Origin of the sequence: Neochlamydia sp. AcF65, from assembly GCF_018342435.1 — a bacterium.
Taxonomy (GTDB): Bacteria; Chlamydiota; Chlamydiia; order Chlamydiales; family Parachlamydiaceae; genus Neochlamydia.
Genome location: NZ_JAEMUE010000012.1, coordinates 12218 through 31914, shown reverse-complemented (window position 1 = coordinate 31914; position 19697 = coordinate 12218). Strand labels below are relative to the sequence as shown.

General features: G+C 39.5%; 11 protein-coding genes. 8 read left to right on the top strand and 3 right to left on the bottom strand.

Features of this window, described 5'->3' with window-relative positions:
- Positions 1 to 200 precede the first annotated feature (200 nt).
- The 5 genes from NEOC65_RS00800 (at position 201) to uvrB (ending at position 8472) form a co-directional block, all read left to right on the top strand.
- Complete coding sequence (locus NEOC65_RS00800; RefSeq protein ID WP_213155398.1) at positions 201 to 1847, top strand: FAD-dependent thymidylate synthase; 1647 nt, start codon at positions 201 to 203, stop codon at positions 1845 to 1847.
- Between the two features lie 475 nt (positions 1848 to 2322).
- Entirely contained in the window at positions 2323 to 3540 is a 1218-nt protein-coding gene (locus tag NEOC65_RS00795) for an amino acid permease (protein ID WP_213155397.1), read from the top strand.
- A gap of 15 nt (positions 3541 to 3555) precedes the next feature.
- Positions 3556 to 4782: an amino acid permease gene (locus tag NEOC65_RS00790; RefSeq protein ID WP_213155396.1), complete on the top strand. Its 1227-nt coding sequence runs from the start codon at positions 3556 to 3558 to the stop codon at positions 4780 to 4782.
- A 12-nt stretch (positions 4783 to 4794) separates the two neighbouring features.
- A complete protein-coding gene (gene trpS / locus NEOC65_RS00785) occupies positions 4795 to 5877 on the top strand; it encodes a tryptophan--tRNA ligase (protein WP_213155395.1) in 1083 nt (360 codons plus the stop codon).
- A 600-nt stretch (positions 5878 to 6477) separates the two neighbouring features.
- Positions 6478 to 8472, top strand: coding sequence for an excinuclease ABC subunit UvrB (gene uvrB / locus NEOC65_RS00780; RefSeq protein WP_166158438.1), 1995 nt, complete (start codon positions 6478 to 6480; stop codon positions 8470 to 8472).
- Positions 8473 to 9121: 649 nt separating this feature from the next.
- Here the strand turns inward: uvrB and NEOC65_RS00775 are convergent.
- From NEOC65_RS00775 to NEOC65_RS00765, 3 genes are all read right to left on the bottom strand, one after another.
- On the bottom strand, positions 9122 to 10717 hold the full coding sequence (locus NEOC65_RS00775) for a leucine-rich repeat domain-containing protein (protein ID WP_213155394.1): 1596 nt from the start codon (positions 10715 to 10717) through the stop codon (positions 9122 to 9124).
- Positions 10718 to 11274: 557 nt separating this feature from the next.
- On the bottom strand, positions 11275 to 12663 hold the full coding sequence (locus NEOC65_RS00770; RefSeq protein WP_213152487.1) for a leucine-rich repeat domain-containing protein: 1389 nt from the start codon (positions 12661 to 12663) through the stop codon (positions 11275 to 11277).
- A 536-nt stretch (positions 12664 to 13199) separates the two neighbouring features.
- A complete protein-coding gene (locus NEOC65_RS00765; RefSeq protein ID WP_166157925.1) occupies positions 13200 to 14960 on the bottom strand; it encodes a leucine-rich repeat domain-containing protein in 1761 nt (586 codons plus the stop codon).
- A gap of 1560 nt (positions 14961 to 16520) precedes the next feature.
- On the opposite strand from NEOC65_RS00765, the gene hctA reads away from it, so the two are divergent.
- From hctA to tgt, 3 genes are all read left to right on the top strand, one after another.
- Complete coding sequence (gene hctA / locus NEOC65_RS00760; protein ID WP_166157923.1) at positions 16521 to 16898, top strand: histone H1-like protein HctA; 378 nt, start codon at positions 16521 to 16523, stop codon at positions 16896 to 16898.
- 231 nt (positions 16899 to 17129) lie between these two features.
- Complete coding sequence (rlmD, locus tag NEOC65_RS00755) at positions 17130 to 18587, top strand: 23S rRNA (uracil(1939)-C(5))-methyltransferase RlmD (protein WP_213155393.1); 1458 nt, start codon at positions 17130 to 17132, stop codon at positions 18585 to 18587.
- A 7-nt stretch (positions 18588 to 18594) separates the two neighbouring features.
- On the top strand, positions 18595 to 19695 hold the full coding sequence (tgt, locus tag NEOC65_RS00750) for a tRNA guanosine(34) transglycosylase Tgt (protein ID WP_166157917.1): 1101 nt from the start codon (positions 18595 to 18597) through the stop codon (positions 19693 to 19695).
- The last annotated feature ends 2 nt before the right edge of the window (positions 19696 to 19697 follow it).

The following is a 19697-nucleotide window of genomic DNA, read 5'->3' as shown; positions in this document are numbered from 1 at the left end:
GTTTTTTTTCAAGATCTAAACATCAAGAGGGGTAGCCAAAAATGCTCCCGCTTATCAGTTGATAAACGATTTTACATTTAAATTATTAAAGGTTAACCTATTGCTAATTAATTATAGTGGTTTTTCCAGGTTAATCTTGCAAGAGAATTCGGTTTGCACAATAATTTTGCCATCCAGCAAAATCTATTCATGGGTAAAGTATGTTATTAGATGACTATGAAGAATTCTCAGAAAGCCAACGTAAAATTTTGGAACGTTATGTAACCAACACAAGTGGTCATATTTTCGTTCTTCGTAATCTTCCTGAGGTTATCAAGGGAGCTTTGTTTTCACGCTACTCGCGTTCTACTTTAGGCCTGCGTTCGCTATTACTTAAAGAATTTATCTCCAATGAAGAAGAATCGGGATTTTTAACTATTGCTGGGGCAGATAAGGAGCACTCAGAGCAGGATAACGACCAGTCTTTAGCTATCAAAAAAGCGCAAAATTTCTATGATCGCATTTTGGATGGATATGGAGATGACTCTATAGGAGAGCTAGGAGGAGCTCACATAGCCATTGAAAATGTTTCTATGCTATCGGCTAAGTTTATTGAAGACTGTCGCATAGGAGGCTCGCCTTTGGAGAAATCTACACGCTATATTTATTTTGATCAAAAAGTTAAGGGAGAGTACCTTTTTTATCGCGAGCCCATCTTAATGACTTCTGCTTATCGAGATATCTATGTAAACACTTGCAATATGCTTTTTGAAACTTACTCTAAGCTTATCCCGCCTTTAACTCAATTGTTTGAAGAAAAGTTTCCTTATCATCCCACTGCTTCAAAGACGGCTTATACAGCGGCTTTAAGAGCGAAGGTATTAGATTGCTTGAGAGGCTTGTTGCCTGCAGGAACCTTGACTAATATGGGGATTTTTGGCAATGGACGTTTTTATGAGCAGATGATCCATAAGCTCCATTGTAACAATCTAGCGGAAATGCAAGGTATTGGAAAAAGAATGTGCGATGAATTATCTAAAGTAATTCCTTCTTTTGTGCGTAGGGCTGAATCTACCCACAAGACCCATGAAAACTTTTGTAGATTTTTTGAAGCTATGCAAACAGATCTTCAGGTGGTCGCTAATCTTAACGTAGGATATCCTGAAAAAAGTAGTGAGCCAGGTGTTCGTTTAATAGGCGATGATCAGGATGCCGTAATTAAAGTAGCTGCTGCCTTATTATTTTCGCATAGCAATAAAAGTTTAGTGGATCTGTGGCAGCATTGCCTGGGATTACCAGAAGAAGAGTTAATTCGCATCCTAGATGCGGGCTGTAACGCGCGCGAAAATCGACGACATAAATCTCCCCGTGCTCTTGAACATGCTAATTTTACTTTCGAATTTATTACCGATTTTGGTGCTTATCGTGACCTCCATCGTCATCGTCTACTTACGCAAGAACGCCAGTTACTAGGCTGTGATTATGGCTACTACATCCCTCCTGAAATTTCGGGTACTTCTCTGGAAGAAGATTACACAATGGCCATGCATAAAGCTAAAGAGGCTTACCAGGCAATCGCGACGGAATTTCCTGAAGAAGCCCAGTATGTAGTTCCTATGGCTTATAATGTAAGATGGTATTTTCAGATTAACTTGCGCGCCCTCCAGTGGATGTGTGAGTTGCGTTCTGCTGCTGCAGGCCATCCTACCTATCGTTTTATTGCCCAAAGTATGGCTCGCCAAGTTTGTGAAAAATTTCCTGCTTTTGAGCGTTTCTTTAAGTTTGTCGATTTTGAAGGATATGACATGGGAAGAATGGGCCAGGAACAACGGCGGGTGGAAAAGCATCATTTCAAGCAAAGAGTTTAGAAAAATTTTCTGAGCATCTGAAAACCAGATAATTAAGTGAAAGCGATTTCCACTTTAGAGCTTGTTTTTAGGTTAAAGCGTTTCCCTTACCTGCTTTTATTATTAATAAGCATTTGCATAAAATGTAAATAACAAGGGGGCTATCTTTACGCTATACTTTATCATTTTGAAGAGGTTGTTAAAATCCTCTATAGCCTCTTACTTATTAAAAACTTTTTTATAAGAATTCTAAGCTTTTTAATTTCAAGGGAGTGCTATATTTTCCTAAGCTGGAGCTTCATTTTTATCTTCTCAATAATAAAACTAGAGTGGTAGCATACTAAAAATTTACTACGCTAAGCCTTATGAGTACTCGATTTTATTTTTCTAGATTTTTACCCTTCTTTTGGTGACAATAAATCACCTACATAATTTTTTTCTAACTATTTGTCTTTTTATTAATCACCAAGCTTTTAATTTGTTTTTTGGAAAAAACATGAATAATCAAACGTTTGCTTCTCAAGGGAGTATTTTAGGTGCTATTTTATTAGTGGCCGGTTGTTGTATTGGTGCTGGGATGTTAGGCTTGCCTGTCTTATCCGCGCAAGCGGGTTTTAAGCCCTCAGTCATCATGTTTATCATCTGTTGGATCTTTATGCTGTCTACAGGGTTATTGTTGTTAGAGGCCAACCTTTGGTTTAAAGAAGATATTAATGTGGTATCTTTAGCTGATCGAACGCTAGGAAAGATGGGTAAAGCGGTGGGTTGGATAGTTTTTCTTTTTCTTTTTTACTCTCTGATGGTAGCTTATGTAACAGGCAGTGGCGCACTATTTGCCGATTTTTTTGATCTGTTTTTTGCCATTCATCTTCCAAGGTGGGTAGGGGGGCTTGTAATGAGCGCTCTATTCGGTCTTATGATTTACAATGGAACAGGGACAGTTGACAAATTTAATCGTTTGCTTATGATCGGACTGATTCTTACCTATCTTTTAATCGTCTTTATGGGCAGTTCCCATGTAGATCAAAAGCTTTTAAAACACTGCGATTGGTCAGCAGCTTTTTTCATTATCCCTGCTATAATTGTCTCTTTTGGATTTCATAATCTGGTACCCAGTTTAACTCAGTATTTAGGAAGGGATAGCCGACGCTTGTGCATAGCATTGGCAATCGGTAGCTTTATTCCTTTGATTATTTATCTAGCATGGCAGAGGCTTATTTTAGGTATTGTACCTTTAGAAGGTAGAGATAGCTTAAGAGTAGCCTGCAACGAAGGGCAGATGGCGACTCAAGCTTTAAAACTAGTAATAGGGGCTTCATGGGTGGGAGATATTGCTCAATTTTTTGCTTTCTTTGCTATTGTTACTTCGTTTCTGGGAGTGGCGTTAAGCTTTGTCGATTTTTTAGCGGATGGTTTTAAAATTCCAAAAAAAAGGGGCGGGAAAATCACTTTATGTAGTCTAGCACTGCTGCCACCTTATCTTTTCTCACTTATTCATCCTGGCGTATTTTTAACAGCCCTCAATTATGCAGGCGGATTTGGGGCTGTCATTATCTTTGGCATCTTACCAGCGTTGATGGTGTGGTCAGGACGTTATCATAAAAACTTTAAAGGACCTCAATTCATCGCTGGAGGTAAGCCTATGCTTTTGCTGATCATTTTGTCTTCGGTAAGCATTATTATTTTACAATTATATCAGACGATAACCTCTTAACGATGGAAAAGTAGGATGCTTAAAAGCCAGTATAAGCTTATGGGAGGAATACTTCTCGTAACGGGAACAACTATAGGAGCAGGAATGCTAGCCCTTCCTGTGATTACAGGTTTTGCAGGTTTTTTTCCCTCAATTTTTCTCCTCGCGCTTTTTTGGATTTACATGACCTATACAGCGCTTTTGCTACTCGAAGTTAACCTGGCGATGGGGAGCCAGGTAAATATCATTTCTATGGCAAAGCAAACTTTAGGACGGCCAGGAGAATGGATTGGATGGGTGACTTACCTGTTTTTGCTCTATTCATTAACTACAGCTTATCTTGCAGGAAGCGGCCCTATCATTATTGATTGCATAAAACTGCTAACAGGTTATTCTTTACCTGCCTGGCTAGGAGCGGTCTGCTTATTGATCATTTTTAGCTGCTTTTTACATCAAGGCACCCGTTCGGTAGATTATCTTAATCGCTTATTGATGGCAGGGCTAGCCATGGCGTATGTGATAATGGTTCTATTTCTCGCTCCCTGTGTAGATATCAGCTTATTAAAACATGTGGATCCCAAGTACTTACTAATTTCGGTAGCTATCGTGGCTACCTCTTTTGGTTTTCACATTATTATTCCTAGTCTTATCCACTATTTGGAAAGGAATATTACGCACGTAAAAACGGCTATTTGGGTAGGAGGGTTGATTCCTTTTATTGTTTATCTTCTATGGGAACTGCTAACATTAGGGATCATTCCTTTAAAAGGAGCTCATGGGCTAAAAGATGGCTATGAAAATGGCTCTAACGGGGCCTATCTGCTATCGATAGTTTTAGGAAACACTCACCTTGCCTTAGTGGCACGTTGTTTTTCTTTCTTTGCCATACTCACCAGCTTCTTAGGGGTTTCTTTAAGCCTCTTTGATTGCCTTAAAGATGCTTTAAAGATAGAAAAAACACATAAAGGGCAGGCAGTTTTATTTGCCTGTACATTTATTCCGCCGTTAGTTTTTGCTTTATCTGGTCCTCGTATCTTTTTAGTCGCTTTAGAATATGCCGGTGCTTTTGGTGTTGTAATTTTATTAGGATTATTTCCGCCCCTGATGGCATGGTCTAAGCGCTATAGGCTGTTTTGGCCTTCTTCTTATCAAGTGGGTGGGGGAAAAGAAGGGTTAATAGGGGCCATAATTTTTTCTTTGCTAGTCATTTTAGTAGAGCTTGCTAATCAAATAGGATTAATAAAAATCGAAATGAATTTTTAAAGGATAATAGATATGTCTCAAAACGCTAAGAAAAGAATTCTTACTGGCGATCGTCCGACAGGTCTTCTACATTTAGGCCATTATGTAGGTTCATTAAAAAACCGAGTAGCTTATCAAGAGCACTATGAGTGTTACCTGATTATCGCCGATCTCCATATGTTAACGACTAAGCCAACCAAAGAAGATATTCTAAAGATGCGTGAGCATCTTAAAGAGATGGTCTTAGATTACTTAGCTTGTGGTATCGATCCTGCTAAAACCACTATTTATCTTCAATCAGCTACACCGGCCGTTTATGAAATGAATCTTATCTTTGAAATGATGATTTCTTTAAATCGTCTAACAGGCTTACCTAGCTTGAAGGAAATGGCCCGCAATGCCCATATGGATCCTGAGAGTGTGCCCTTTGGTTTGGTAGGATATCCTGTTCTGCAAACGGCCGATATTCTCATGCCCCGTGCCCATGTAGTGCCCGTGGGGAAAGATAATGAAGCCCATGTTGAGCTGGCAAGAGACATAGCTCGTAGATTTAATCAATTGTATGGTGAAGTTTTTCCTATGCCTGAAGCCTCTATCAGCGATGTACCTACCTTAGTAGGCATTGATAATAAAGGAAAGATGAGCAAATCTGCAGGCAACTGTATCTTTTTGTCAGATGATAAAAAGGCCGTAGAAAAAAAGGTAAAAAGCATGTATACCGATCCTAATAGAATTCATGCTCATCAACCAGGGACAGTGGAAGGAAATCCTGTGTTTACTTTTCATGCAATTTTCAATCAGGATAAAAGCGAAGTTGAAGATTTAAAAAAACGCTATCGTGAGGGCAAGGTGGGGGACGTAGAAGTAAAAGAAAAATTAGCTGTAGCTTTAAATCTTTTCTTAGAGCCTCTGCGGGAGCGACGCCAATATTTTGCTGAAGAGAAGGGCTTGGTCGAAGAAATTATTTATGAAGGGACTCAGAAAATGATCGAGGTTTCTAATGCCACTGTAAAAGAAATGCGCAGTGCGATGGGATTAATGGGCAATTGGAATAAAATTTCTCGGATAGCTCGCGAACGTCGTGAAAAAATTGCCTCTCAATCATTATATTCTTAAAATCTTCTGTTTTTGCAGGTTTTAAAAGCTAAAGCTGTAATTTCAAGAAGAAATTTATGTCTCTCTCAGCTGTCTCTCTTACTGAAGGGCCTGGTTTTTTAAGAGTATGATTGCCTAAAGGGCGCCTTAAAAGCTTATTATCAGTTTTTTACTTTGCCGAATCAGTTAATAAAGCCACAAGCTTTTGCAGTAAGAGCCTAAAATGCTTTTCAGCCTATTTTTCTTTAACTTAAGATTTAATCTGATTAGATAGCCATCATTTTGCTGAAGGAAGGCTACTGAGTTGCTGATTGTCAAGGTTTGCAGCTTGATAGGCTATGCTCTAGCTCTGTAGATAGAGGGGGCTGATTTTTACTAAATATAAGTTCGTAATATAATATCTTTACCGTTTAATATCTTTAATGCCTATGAAGTGACTCTCTTGAGCAAAAGTGCTTTTTTCAAATACGGAGGGAGGAGGGGTTATTATCTTTTACCAACCCTTTAAAGCTTAAAATAAGGCTTCAAAGCAAATTCAGCCAGAAATGAAAATATGCTTTGTGGCATTCAGAAAAAATGTTATACTTAATTTTTCCTTAAACTTTCTACCTACAATTATTTATGTTTAAGTTAGTAACTGATTATAAGCCTTGTGGAGATCAACCTCAAGCTATAGAAAAGCTTAGTGAAGGCGTTCTGCAGGATCGTAAAACGCAAGTTTTATTAGGCATCACCGGATCGGGTAAAACCTTTACGATTGCTAATGTAATTGCTAGGACCCAGCGACCTGCTTTAATTATTGCTCATAATAAAACTTTAGCAGCGCAGCTTTATCAAGAGTTTAAGACATTTTTCCCTCATAATGCTGTAGAATATTTTGTCTCCTACTATGATTACTATCAGCCCGAAGCTTACATCGCTCGTACAGATACTTATATTGAAAAAGATATGGCTATTAACGATCGCATAGATAAATTGCGGTTAAGTGCTACACGTTCTCTTTTAGAAAGGCGCGATGTTATCATTGTTGCCTCTGTTTCTTGCATTTATGGCTTAGGGTCTCCTGAGTATTATCGCGAAATGAATCTTACCTTAGAAACAGGTCAGACGCGGCGTCGTGATGAGATTCTTCTACATCTGGTAGAAATGCAATATAAACGCAATGACATGGACTTTTCGCGGGCGACTTTTCGTGTTAGAGGAGATGTATTGGATATTTTTCCTGCCTACGAAGAGGAGCGGGCAGTACGTATAGAGTTTTTTGGGGATGAGATCGAACAGATTAGCGAGATAGATCCTTTATTAGGTAAAGTACGGCATCGTCTAGAAAATATCACTATTTATCCTAGTTCCCACCACGTCACTCCCGAAGAAGTTCGTTTGCATGCTCTTGAAACGATTAAGGCCGAATTAGAAGAACGTGCCAGCTATTATGAAAAAGAAAAAAGATATATTGAGCATCAAAGGATTGTAGAGCGTACACGTTATGATCTAGAAATGATTAAAGAAATAGGCTTTTGTAAGGGTATCGAAAATTATTCACGCCATTTTAGTAAGCGTAATCCTGGTGATCCGCCTCCATGTCTCATCGATTATTTTCCAGGTGATTATCTAATGATCATTGATGAATCCCATCAAACGGTGCCGCAGCTACGTGCCATGTGTAATGGAGATCGTGCGCGTAAAGAAACACTGGTTAACTTTGGCTTTCGACTTCCTTCTGCTTTTGACAACAGACCTTTGCAATTTGAAGAAACTTACAAGCGTATTCATCAGGTGATCTATGTTTCCGCGACCCCTAGTCCTTGGGAAGTTGCTGAGGCTAGCGGCGAAGTGATTGAGCAAGTGATCCGCCCCACTGGCTTACTTGATCCAGAAATTGAAGTGCGCCCTGCTGAAGGACAAGTTGATGATTGCTTAGCAGAGATTCATCAGCATACGAGCAAGGGGGGCCGCGTACTTGTTACCACTTTGACTAAACGTCTATCTGAGGAACTAAGTAAATATCTTAACGAACTGGGCGTACATACTAAATACTTACACTCTGATATTGATACGATTGAGCGAATGCAGATTATCCGCGATTTACGGGCTGGAGTATTTGATGTGTTAGTCGGGATTAACTTATTGCGGGAAGGTCTAGATATCCCAGAGGTTTCCTTAGTGTGCATATTGGATGCCGATAAAGAAGGCTTCCTACGCAGCGAAACGGCGCTAATTCAAACTTGTGGCAGAGCAGCTCGTAATAGTGAAGGGCGCGTCATTATGTATGCTGACAAGAAAACCAAAGCGATTCAAGACGCGCTAAGAATCACTCAAGAACGTCGCGCTATCCAACAAAAATATAATGCAGAACATGGGATTACTCCCCGAACTGTCCATCGAGAAATTTCTCCTTTGGTAGAAGAGGTAGAGGAAGAGTCTAAAAAAAGGAAAAAAACTTTAAAAGTGGCCGAATCCCAGCATGAGTATCTTACCTTAGAAGAAGTTCGCACTAAAATCAAAACGTTAGAAGTAGCTATGAAACGCGCAGCTAAAACTATGCAGTTTGAAGAAGCTGCAGAGCTACGTGACCAAATGCGTAGATATCAGCAGATGGAAATAGATCTTGCCTAAACTTCTTTTTGATTCTATTGCTTGAAGGAATGATATTATTTATCAAGTCTAACCTTAGGTTCTATCGTTTCTAAAACTGAACATACAAGAATCTGGCCTTCTTTCCGCAGCAAATTGGCCTCCTAAAAATATTAAAAAATAAAACTACTTTATAAGATGAGAGGCTTGTTGGCATCTATAGCTCATGCTATGCAGCCTCCTTATAAACATCAAATTTATAACCTTGCTTTAATACGTACCAAATAAGGTACATGCAGGCTTAAAAGATAAAATCCATGCTAAAGCCTAAGCCCACCCTCTAAGTTGTCTTTTATGCTGGATGCTGGATCAAGTGGTAATGAACCTGTTAGGAAACGGTTAAAATCCTTAGATGAAGAGAGCCGTTTCATGATTGGAACTGACTTTAAAAAGTTCAATTTGGTTTGGCTAAAAGAATGAGATGGATTCTTTGCCTTATTTGAGAAAAACGGCTCTTTTTGGCGCAATCTTTCAATTCTTCTACCGCTTCTACAGACAGACTGGCGAGCTGGTTTTGATTTAAGTGCGGATTACTCGTTTAAAGATAAGATGGCTAAAAGTTTTTTATTTCATTTTAACTCACCCTAATTTAAAAAGTATTTAAGTTCATTCTATAATTGAAAACGCTGCCTTATTTTTTGACGATTTTTTTCAAAGGATTTTCCGCTAATTCAAGCTTGATAAGCTGAGACAACCGCCTGATTTCTGCAGGAAGTCTGGTGAGCTGGTTTTGATTTAAGTAAAGCCATCGCAGCCGAGACAGCCGTCCTATGTTTGCAGGCAGTCTGGTGAGCTGATTTTGGCTTAAGTCAAGCACTCGCAGCTGAGACAGTTGCCCCACTCCTTTAGGCAGAGCGGTGAGCTGGTTTTGACTTAAGATAAGCTCTTGCAGCTGAGACAATTGCCCGATTTCTGCAGGCAGAGCGGTGAGTTGGTTTTGATTTAATTCAAGCGTTTGCAGCTGAGACAGCCGCCCAATTTCTATAGGCAGAGCGGTGAGCTGGTTTTGATTTAAGTAAAGCCATTGCAGCTGAGACAATTGTCCGATTTCTGCAGGCAGAGCGGTGAGCTGGTTTTGATGTAAGTTAAGATTTAGCAGTTGAGACAGCTGCCCAATTTCTGCAGGCAGACTGATGAGTTGGTTTTGATTTAAGTAAAGCCTTTGCAGCTTAAGCAGCTGCCCGATTTCTATAGGCAGTGCGGTGAGCTGGTTTTGATTTAAGTCAAGCGCTCGTAGCTGAGACAGTTGTCCGATTCCTGCAGGAAGGTTGGTGAGCTGGCTTTGATCTAAGTAAAGCGCTTGGAGCTCAGACAACTGCCCGATTTCTTCAGGCAGGCTGGTGAGTTGGTTTTGATTTAAGTTAAGACTTTGTAGCTGAGATAGATGTCCGATTTCTGCAGGTAGAACGATGAGCTGGTTTTCTCTTAAGTCAAGCGCTTGGAGCTGAGATAGATGCCCGATTTCTGCAGGTAGAACGATGAGCTGGTTTTCACTTAAGTAAAGCTCTTGCAGTTGAGACAATTGACCTATTTCTGCGGGCAGGCTGGTGAGCTGGTTTTCTCTTAAGCCAAGCCATTGCAGCTGAGACAGCTGCCCGATTTCTGCAGGAAGACTGGTAAGCTGGTTTTGATTTAAGTCAAGCACTCGTAGCTTAGACAGCTGGCATATTTCTGGGGGTAAATAAGTCAAGCCTACTCCAGATAAATCTAAAGACGTGATGCTTTTACAATTTTCTTCAATCCAACCTCTAAGAAGCTCTCCTTTTTTCTCTAGAGGCAAGTGCTTAATTTCTTCTTGGCTCAAGTATTCTTCCCCACCAGGAAGTTTTTTCCAAAGTAAAAGACGATTAATATTTAAGAGATAAGAAAAGTAATTAGCTAGCGTTAAGCCTCTTTTTTCTTCTGTTTTCCATTTAAACTCTAGAGCAGAAAGAGAACTAGCTAAAGTAAAGATTTGCCTAAAGATTGCATTTACCTTTGCTGTTTCAGAAAGCTTTTCTTCTAGCTTATAAATCCTATCTACAATAAGAGCCTGCTCCTTAACATTTCCTTGAGGAACATGCACTTTACCTATTTTTTTATAAAGCGAAGGCATGACTTCAGAATCCAGCAGATGATGCCATCTTTTACAGACGCTAAATAAGGAAGGAACTACGCAAGTCTCTAAGATAGGGAGTAGCAATTCATTGGGCAAGCTTTCCATAGATGTCGAAGAGATGGGATGCATTTTGTTTCCTTGGGTAGGGATAACCCTTTTCAGCATTTTTATTTTTTAAAGGCAATATAAAAAAGTTAAAAAAGCAAGTCAAAACAATTCGTATCCTTATCAATGAAAACAAATCACAGATAATCTACCTCGCTTTTTTTCCAGATAGATTCACGGAAAGGGGGTAGACCTTCCAAGCATTTAGGAGCAGCCACAGCTTATGGGGATTAAGTGACGCGGCAATTTTGGTTTAGTTAAAAGAATGAGATTGATTCTGTGCCTTATTTAAGAAAAACGGCTCTTTTTGGCGTCTTGTTTTAATTCTTCTACCGTATGATGGAATACAATATGCCTAGCTTTTTCCTTTCAAGAAAGGTTGCCCTCCTAGCCGTAACACCCTGCAGAAAAAGAGAAAAGCTTTTTGTCGTTATAATGTGTAGGCTAATTTAAGCTTGCTTAGTTGCCGGAAGGAAAGCGGATTAATTTTTAAAGATAGGATGGCTAAAATTTTTTATTTCATTTTAGCTCACCCTAATTTAAAAAGTATTTAAGTTCATTCTATAATTGAAAACACTGCCTTATTTTTTGACGATTTTTTTCAAAGGATTTTCCGCTAATTCAAGCTTGATAAGCTGAGACAACCGCCTGATTTCTGTAGGAAGTCTGGTGAGCTGGTTTTGATTTAAGTAAAGCCATAGCAGGCGAGACAGCCATCCTATGCTTGCAGGCAGGCTAATGAGCTGATTTTGGCTTAAGTCAAGCACTCGTAGTTGAGACAAGTGCCCCACTCCTTTAGGCAGAGCGGTGAGCTGGTTTTGATTTAAGTAAAGGGTTTGCATCTGAGATAGCTGACCGATTTCTGCAGGCAGGCTGGTAAGCTGGTTTTGATTTAAGTAAAGGGTTTGTAGCTGAGACAGTTGACCGATTTCTGCAGGCAGGCTGGTAAGCTGGTTTTGATTTAATTCAAGCGTTTGCAGCTGAGACAATTGCCCGATTTCTGCAGGCAGAGCGGTGAGCTGGTTTTCTCTTAAGTCAAGCGTTTGCAGCTGAGACAGCCGCCCAATTTCTATAGGCAGAGCGGTGAGCTGGTTTTGATTTAAGTAAAGCCATTGCAGCTTAGACAACTGCCCGATTTCCGTAGGCAGAGCGGTGAGCTGGTTTTGATTTAAGTAAAGCCATTGCAGCTGAGACAGCCGCTCTATTTCTGCAGGCAGACTGGTGAGCTGGTTTTGGTTTAAGGAGATGTATTGCAGCTGAGACAACTGCCCGATTTCTGCGTGAAGGCTGGTAAGCTGGTTCTGATTTAAGTCAAGCCATTGCAGCTGAGACAACTGCCCGATTTCTGCAGGCAGGCTGGTAAGCTGGTTCTGACTTAAGTCAAGCCATTGCAGCTGAGACAACTGGCATATTTCTGGGGGTAAATAAATCAAGCCTGCTCCAGATAAATTTAGCAAAGTTAAGTCTTTACAATTTTCTTCAATCCAATCTCTAAGTAGCTCTCCTTTTTTTTCTAAAGGCAAGTGCTTAATTTCTTCTCGGCTCAAGTATTCTCCCCCACCAGGAAGCTTTTTCCAAAGTAAAAGGCGATTAATATTTACAAGATAAGAAAAGTAATTAGCCAGCGTTAAGCCTGCTTTTTCTTCTGTTTTCCATTTAAATTCCAAAGGAGAAAACGGCTTGGCTAAAATAAAGATTTGCCTAAAGATTGCATTTACCTTTGCTGTTTCAGAAAGCTTTTCTTCTAGCTTATAAATCCTATCTATAATAAGAGCCTGCTCCTTAACATTTCCTTGAGGAACATGCACGTTACCTATTTGCTTATAAAGAGGGGGCATGACTTCAGAAGCCAGCAGATGATGCCATCTTTTACAGACGCTAAATAAGGAAGGAACTACGCAAGCCTCTAAGATAGGGAGCAACAATTCATTGGGCAAGCATTCTATAGATGTCGAAGAGATAGGATGCATTTTATTTCCTTGGGTAATAATAACTTTCTCAGCATTTTCATTTTTAAAACAAAATAAAAAAATTAAAAAAGCAAGTCAAACGAATTCGTATCCTTTCAATGAAAATAAATCACCGATAATCTACCAGCGCTTCTTTTTCAGATAGATTCACGGAAAGGGGGGAGGCCTTCTAAGCATTCAGGAGCAACCACAGGTCTTGGCGATTAAGTGACGCGGCAATTTTGGCTTGGCTAAAAGAATGAGATGGATTTTTTGCTTTATTTGAGAAAAACAGCTCTTTTTGGCGCCTTGTTTTAATTCTTCTACCAACTGATAAAATACACTACGCCTAGCTTCTTCCTGTCAAAAAAAGTTGTCCTCCCAGCCTAGCAGTCTGCAGAAAAAGAGAGAAGCTCCTTGTCGTTATAAATGTGTAGGTTAGTTTAAGCTTGCTTAGTTGCCGGAAGGAAAGCGGATTACTTGTTTAAAGATAGGATGGCTAAAAGTTTTTTATTTCATTTTAGCTCACCCCAATTTAAAAAGTAGTTAAGGCCATTCTACAATTGAAAACGCTGCCTTATTTTTTCGTCGATATCTTTTAAAGGATTTTCCGCTAATTCAAGCTCGGTAAGCTGAGGCAATTGCCCGATTTCTGCAGGTAAGCTGGTGAGCTGGTTTTCTCTTAAAGCAAGCACTCGCAGCTTAGACAATTGCCCAATTTCTGGAGGTAGAGAGGTAAGCTGGTTTTGATTTAAATCAAGCCATCGCAGCTGAGACAATTGTCCGATTTCTGCAGGAAGGCTGGTGAGCTGGTTTTGACTTAAATTAAGCGCTTGCAGCTGAGACAGCCGTCCGATTTCTGCAGGAAGGCTGGTGAACTGGTTTTGATATAACATAAGATATTGCAGCTGAGACAATTGCCCGATTTCCATAGGTAAGGCGGCGAGCTGGCTTTGACTTAAGTGAAGCACTTGCAGCTGAGACAATTGCCCAATTTCTGCAGGCAGAGCGGTGAGCTGGTTTTGATTTAATTCAAGCGATTGCAGCTGAGACAACTGACCTGTTCCTGCGGGCAGAGCGATGAACTGGTTTTGATTTAAGTCAAGCTGTTGTAGCTGAGACAACTGCCTGATTTCTGCGGGCAGAGCGATGAGCTGGTTCTGGCTTAAGTTAAGCTGCAGCAGATTAGACAGCCGTCCGATTTCTACAGGTAGGCTGGTGAGCTGGTTTTGGCTTAAGTTAAGCTGCAGCAGATTAGGCAACCGTCCGATTTCTATAGGTAGGCTGGTGAGCTGGTTTTGACTTAAGTCAAGAGCTTGTAGCTGAGACAATTGCCCAATTTCTGCAGGAAGGCTATTGAGCTGGCTTCGGCTTAAATCAAGCCGTTGCAGCTGAGACAACTGCCAGAGTTCTCCAGGAAGGCTGGTGAGCTGGTTTTGGCCTAAGTAAAGCTCTTGCAGCTGAGATAACTGGCTTATTCCTGCAGGAAGACTGGTAAGCTGGTTTTGGTTTAAGTTAAGATATTGCAGCTGAGACAACTGACAGATTTCTGTAGGCAGAGAGGTGAGCTGGTTTTCTCTTAAGCTAAGCTCTTGCAGCTGAGATAACTGACCTATTCCTGCAGGAAGACTGGTAAGTTGGTTTTGGCTTAAGCCAAGCCATTGCAGCTGAGACAACTGGCAGATTTCTGTAGGCAGAGAGGTGAGCTGGTTGAATCTTAACCTAAGCTCTTGCAGCTGAGATAACTGGCATATTTCTGGGGGTAAATAAGTCAGGCCTGCGTTAGATAAATCTAAAGCCGTGATGTTTTTACAATTTTCTGCAATCCAATCTCTAAGAAGCTCTCCTTTTTTATGTAAAGGCAAATACTTGATGTTTTCTTGCTTTAAGTATTCTCCTCCACCAGGTAGTTTTTTCCACACTAACAAGCGATTAATATTTATAAGATAAGAGGCATAGTTAGCCAGGGTAAAATATCTTTTCTCCTCAGTTTTCCATTTAAATTCTAACTCCATAGGAGAAAGTGAGCTAGCCAAAGCAAAGGTTTGCTTAAAGATTGCCTTGACTTTTTCCACTTCAGAAAGCCTATCTTCTAGCTTATAAATTTTGTCTAAAGTAAGAGCCTGCTTGTTAATACCTACTTGAGGAAAGTGTATTTTACCTATTTGTTTATAAAGAGAGGGCATTACTTCCATGTTCAATAGATGTCGCCATCTTGTACAAACGCTAAAGAAGGCAGGCGAGGTGTTGTGCTCTAAAATGAGGGTTAGTATTTCATTAGGTAGGTGTCCAAGGGTGATAGAAGAACTAAGATTCATGATAGGGGACTACTTTAAGATATGTACATGTTTTTAATTGTTTTTTAATGACCTGCTTATACAGGGAAGAAGCGCAATAGGCAAGAAAATATGAGAAACAAACTCTTAATCTTCAAGCTTGAAAATAGAGGAATATAAGAAGTATTTATAATTTTTTACCTTCCTTAGTTTAAAAACAGCACTTAAGAGGAGTTATCTCACCAATTGATCCATCCAAATTTCTATCAAGCTAAAAGCAAGCCAACCTAAGCTCTATTTTATTCTACTCATAATTCATCTAAAGTTTTCTTTGCAGCCAAGCCCTCGCTCGCCCTACTTGCCATCCCACTTCTTTAGATTAAAAATAACTCTCTCAGCGGTTTTCCCGGCATTCTTTCATCCATAAGCTTACGAAAGGGCTTTTGTATTAATAATTAATTCCTTAAATATTCAGCCTCATCCTCTCCTATTTGTATCAAATATAAAAAACTTTAATTAACTTTTTTCCTGTTTTAGCCAATTTTAAGCTTGTTTGGTTTAAAACTTGAGCCATTCGATGCTTGGCTTGAAGTTATCTGTTGCATTCTTAAAAGCTACAAGCAAGCCCTTTTCATTTATGTGATGGATGCATGATTATTCCTTTTTCTTCTAAACCCATACTCAATCTTCTGTTTTCCTCCTTTCTGTGCTGAAAGAAGCATCCGTTGCTAAAGGCTATCAATCTAATATTTCAGCAAGATTAGGCTGTATCAATTAAGGCTTGCATCCTTTTATCTAAGGTGCCATCCATCTAATCATCCCACGGCTTAGAAGAGTCTACAATATAAATTTTTAGGATAAGAAAAAAACTGAGTGCTTAGATAGCTTTTAAGGAAGCCCCCTTGGGGGTAAGCCTGATTTTACCTGTTTTTGATAAAGAGAAAGAGAGTAGCAATCATTATGCATTAATAATGGTTTTTAGGAGAGGAACTTGCTACTAGACCCCTGCAAAGAAAAGATGGCAAGCATTTTTCATTGAACAAACTTATTAGAAATTATCAAAGCATCCATAAAAATTTAACGGAAAATGAAAAGTAATCAATATTTAATCGATTTGATAAAAAGGGAGAGAGGTAATTTTTTTTAAGTTCCTCTTAGAAAGATACTTAGCATAATTGCATTTTGTTTTATTCTTAGAAAGCCTACCAAGCAAGAAAAGGGAGGCGGGGTATTTGAGGCTTTTGCACCCCTTTGATTTCACGCTTGTAGTCCCTTATTCTTAGATATTTGAAGCTAAAAATTTTGAGGGAATGCAGCTGGATAGAGTTTTCAAAGCATTGGTGACATCTTTTTCCTAAATTCTCGTAAGATTGTTTTTAGCCTAAGTTTTTCTTAAATTATGCTAGGATTAAAATGAAAACAAAGCTTAAGATACTCCTACAGCTGCCTTTTTTGCTTGGGCGCTCGTTTTGTAATAGGCTTGCCATCAAACGCAAAAGTAAGATTATTTTTCGCTAAACGAAGAAAAATGTTGCACAATATATCCAAAGTTAATATTTATTACTTCGTCATGAAACTCAAAAAATCAGGAGGCAAATCACCATGGCATTAAAAGATACGGTCAAAAATTTAAGAGACCTGCTTCAGAACATTACTAATGATTTAGAAAAAGCTGAGAAAGGCAACAAAGCAGCTTCTCAACGTGTTCGTACAGGAACCGTTAAGCTTGAAAAAGTTTCTAAGCTTTATCGTAAAGAATCTATCAAATCTGAAAAAACGACGAAAGGTACAAAAAAAACAGCTAAAAAAGTAACTGCTCCTAAAAAAGCTTCCAAGCCAGCTGCAAAACCAATCGCTACAAAGCCAGCTGCAAAACCTGCAGCTAAGCCAAAAGCTAAAACACATAAAGCTAAGGCACGTCCTTTTTCCTTAAAAAGACCTACCGCAAAACTTCCTACGAAGCAAGTGGGCTGGAGATAATTGATAGTTTTTTAGGGGGGTTTATTACCTCCCCTTTACCTCACTTTCCTTATCGAATTCGAAAAATTTATCTGACCAGGTGAATAAAAAAATCCACCTAATAGAGGCGCTTATATTTTTTAAGTTGTTTACCTTGTTGTACAAAGCTTCTAACTGTTCCTAAATCACCTTGCTTTTATATAGCTGCTTATTTAACCTTATTATTTGACCAAAATTTAATAATCTAGCGATATGCCTTATTCTAAACAAACTCGTTTTGCGAATGTTAAAATAAATGAATTTTCCAAGAGAGGACATGGCTTAGGTCGCATCGAACGTTCAGAAGAGGAAATTAAAGAAGCTGAGATAGCGTTTGCAATCCCTGGAGATGCAGTCCATTCTGTGCTACATAGCAGAAATAAAGCGCACTGGGTAGGAGGAATACAAAGAATTATTGAGCCTTCCAAAGACCGAATCATTCCTAAATGTATACATTTTGGCTCCTGTGGTGGGTGTCAGTGGCAACAAATGTCTTACGATACTCAACTGCGTTACAAAGAATCTTTAGCTAAAGATATTTTCCGCAGTGTAATCACGCCAGAGACCCATCTGTTTCCTATTATGCCCTCAGAATCCGAATGGAATTACAGAAACAAAATGGATTTTACCTTTTCAAGAGATTTAAATAAAACTAAGTACTTAGGCTTGATTCTTGACTCTACAAAAGGAAAAGTTTTTAATCTTGTGGAATGCCATCTTCCCAACTCCTGGTTTACTCAAGCTGTCCATGCGGTAAAGTCTTGGTGGGAAGAATCAAATTTAGAAGCCTATTACCCTATTAAGAATACCGGCTCATTAAGGTCCTTGACGCTACGTGAAGGAATGAAGACAGGAGATCGCATGGTAATGTTGACGGTCTCTGGTAACCCTGATTATGCTTTGCAAAATTGCCATCTTGAAAGCTTTGTTCATGCTTTACATACTGCTATTGAACCTCAACAGTCAGATGCTAAGTTAAGTATATTTGTTAGGATTCAACAGATAAGTCCTGGTATGGCCACTAACTTTTATGAAATGTTACTTTATGGACCTCAATATATTGAAGAAGAACTGGACATTCAGGCAGATGTTGAAAAGCCTGCAGTAACCTATAAGTTTAGAATTAGCCCTTCTTCTTTTTTCCAGCCTAATATAAGGCAAATAGAAAAGGTTTATTCTTTAGCCCTGCAGTTAGCAAAGGTAAACAAAGAAGATATCATCTATGATCTTTTTTGCGGCTCAGGAGTGTTAGGTATTTGCGCTTCAAAAAACGTTAAACAGGTAATAGGTATAGAGATCTCTCCGGAAACAGCTTTTGATGCGCGTCAAAATGCTGCTTTGAATAATAGGCAGAATGTCACTATTATTTCAGGAGCGGTGCGCTATGCTTTGGGCCAAATTCAAGATGAAAATTTATTTCCTTTACCTGATTTAGTCTTATTAAATCCTCCACGCGCAGGTCTTGATCCTCTCACGATGAAACATTTACTTCGTCTCAATGCTCCCAAAATCCTCTATATTTCTGGCAATCCTCAGGCCCATGTAGCTAATATTGCTGAGCTATCGCAGAATGGTTATACAGTAAAATATATTCAACCTTATGACCAATTTCCTCAAACTATCCATGTCGACAGTTTGATTCTCCTAGAAAAAACTCCATCAAACATATAGGCTCTTCTTGAAATTTACGATTTGTAAGGCCGATACTTGCTCCCGTGCAAGAGTAGGGCGCATAGAGACTGCCCATGGGGCGATAGAAACGCCTGTTTTTATGCCTGTAGGTACTCGGGCAGCTGTTAAAACCTTGACTAATCAGCATCTGTTAGATATGAAAGCTCAAATTATCTTGGGTAATACTTATCATCTGATGCTTCGTCCAGGGGTAGAGATCTTGGCTAAAGCTGGTGGCTTGCATGCTTTTATGAATTGGCAAGGCCCTCTACTTACTGATTCAGGAGGATTTCAAGTTTTTTCTTTGTCTGCTCTTAACAAAGTCACCGATAAAGGAGTCCATTTTCAATCGCATATTGATGGCTCGCGTCACTTTTTGGGACCCGATGAGAGCATGTTCATTCAAAAAACTATAGGCTCTGACATTGTGATGGCCTTTGATGAATGTACACCTTATCCTTGTGAAAAAAAAACTGTGGAAAAAAGCTTAGAAAGAACCCATCGTTGGGCGGAGCGTTGTAGAAATTATGACTTGCAGCCTCATCAAAATCTTTTTGGAATCGTACAAGGCGGAGTGCATGCTGATTTGCGTCAGCAGTCTGCCCAGTTTTTAGCTAATCTAGATTTTCAAGGATATGCTATCGGCGGCCTTTCTGTCGGCGAGCCTGCTTCGATTATGTATGAGGTGCTCGATCACACCGTGCCCTTCATGCCGGTAGAAAAACCACGCTATTTGATGGGAGTAGGAACGCCGCGTAATCTAGTGGAGAGTGTAATGCGGGGAGTCGATATGTTCGATTGTGTGATGCCTACGCGAAATGCACGCAATGGCACGGCTTTTACTTGGGCCGGAAAAGTGCAGATAAAAGCTGCTCGTTATGCTGAAGATTTCTCGCCTCTCGATCCTTCTACCCCCTCCTATACTTCTCAGTTCTCTAAAGCTTACTTACGTCATCTCCTCAATGTGGATGAAATGACCGGCCTAACATTAGTTACGTTACAAAATCTAGCCTTTTATCTAGATTTTATGCAAAAATTAAGGGAAGCAATAAAAAATGATACTCTAGCCGATTTTTATCAAAAAGTTTGTGCGTTGTATCCGCATTAAAA

Excerpts from the sequence above, each read along its gene's own strand:
- NEOC65_RS00765 (WP_166157925.1), bottom strand. The coding sequence starts at position 14,960 with ATGAATCTTAGTTCTTCTATCACCCTTGGACACCTACCTAATGAAATA.
- trpS (WP_213155395.1), top strand. The coding sequence starts at position 4,795 with ATGTCTCAAAACGCTAAGAAAAGAATTCTTACTGGCGATCGTCCGACA.
- NEOC65_RS00770 (WP_213152487.1), bottom strand. The coding sequence starts at position 12,663 with ATGCATCCTATCTCTTCGACATCTATAGAATGCTTGCCCAATGAATTG.
- NEOC65_RS00790 (WP_213155396.1), top strand. The coding sequence starts at position 3,556 with ATGCTTAAAAGCCAGTATAAGCTTATGGGAGGAATACTTCTCGTAACG.
- uvrB (WP_166158438.1), top strand. The coding sequence starts at position 6,478 with ATGTTTAAGTTAGTAACTGATTATAAGCCTTGTGGAGATCAACCTCAA.
- NEOC65_RS00775 (WP_213155394.1), bottom strand. The coding sequence starts at position 10,717 with ATGCATCCCATCTCTTCGACATCTATGGAAAGCTTGCCCAATGAATTG.
- rlmD (WP_213155393.1), top strand. The coding sequence starts at position 17,130 with ATGCCTTATTCTAAACAAACTCGTTTTGCGAATGTTAAAATAAATGAA.
- hctA (WP_166157923.1), top strand. The coding sequence starts at position 16,521 with ATGGCATTAAAAGATACGGTCAAAAATTTAAGAGACCTGCTTCAGAAC.
- NEOC65_RS00800 (WP_213155398.1), top strand. The coding sequence starts at position 201 with ATGTTATTAGATGACTATGAAGAATTCTCAGAAAGCCAACGTAAAATT.
- NEOC65_RS00795 (WP_213155397.1), top strand. The coding sequence starts at position 2,323 with ATGAATAATCAAACGTTTGCTTCTCAAGGGAGTATTTTAGGTGCTATT.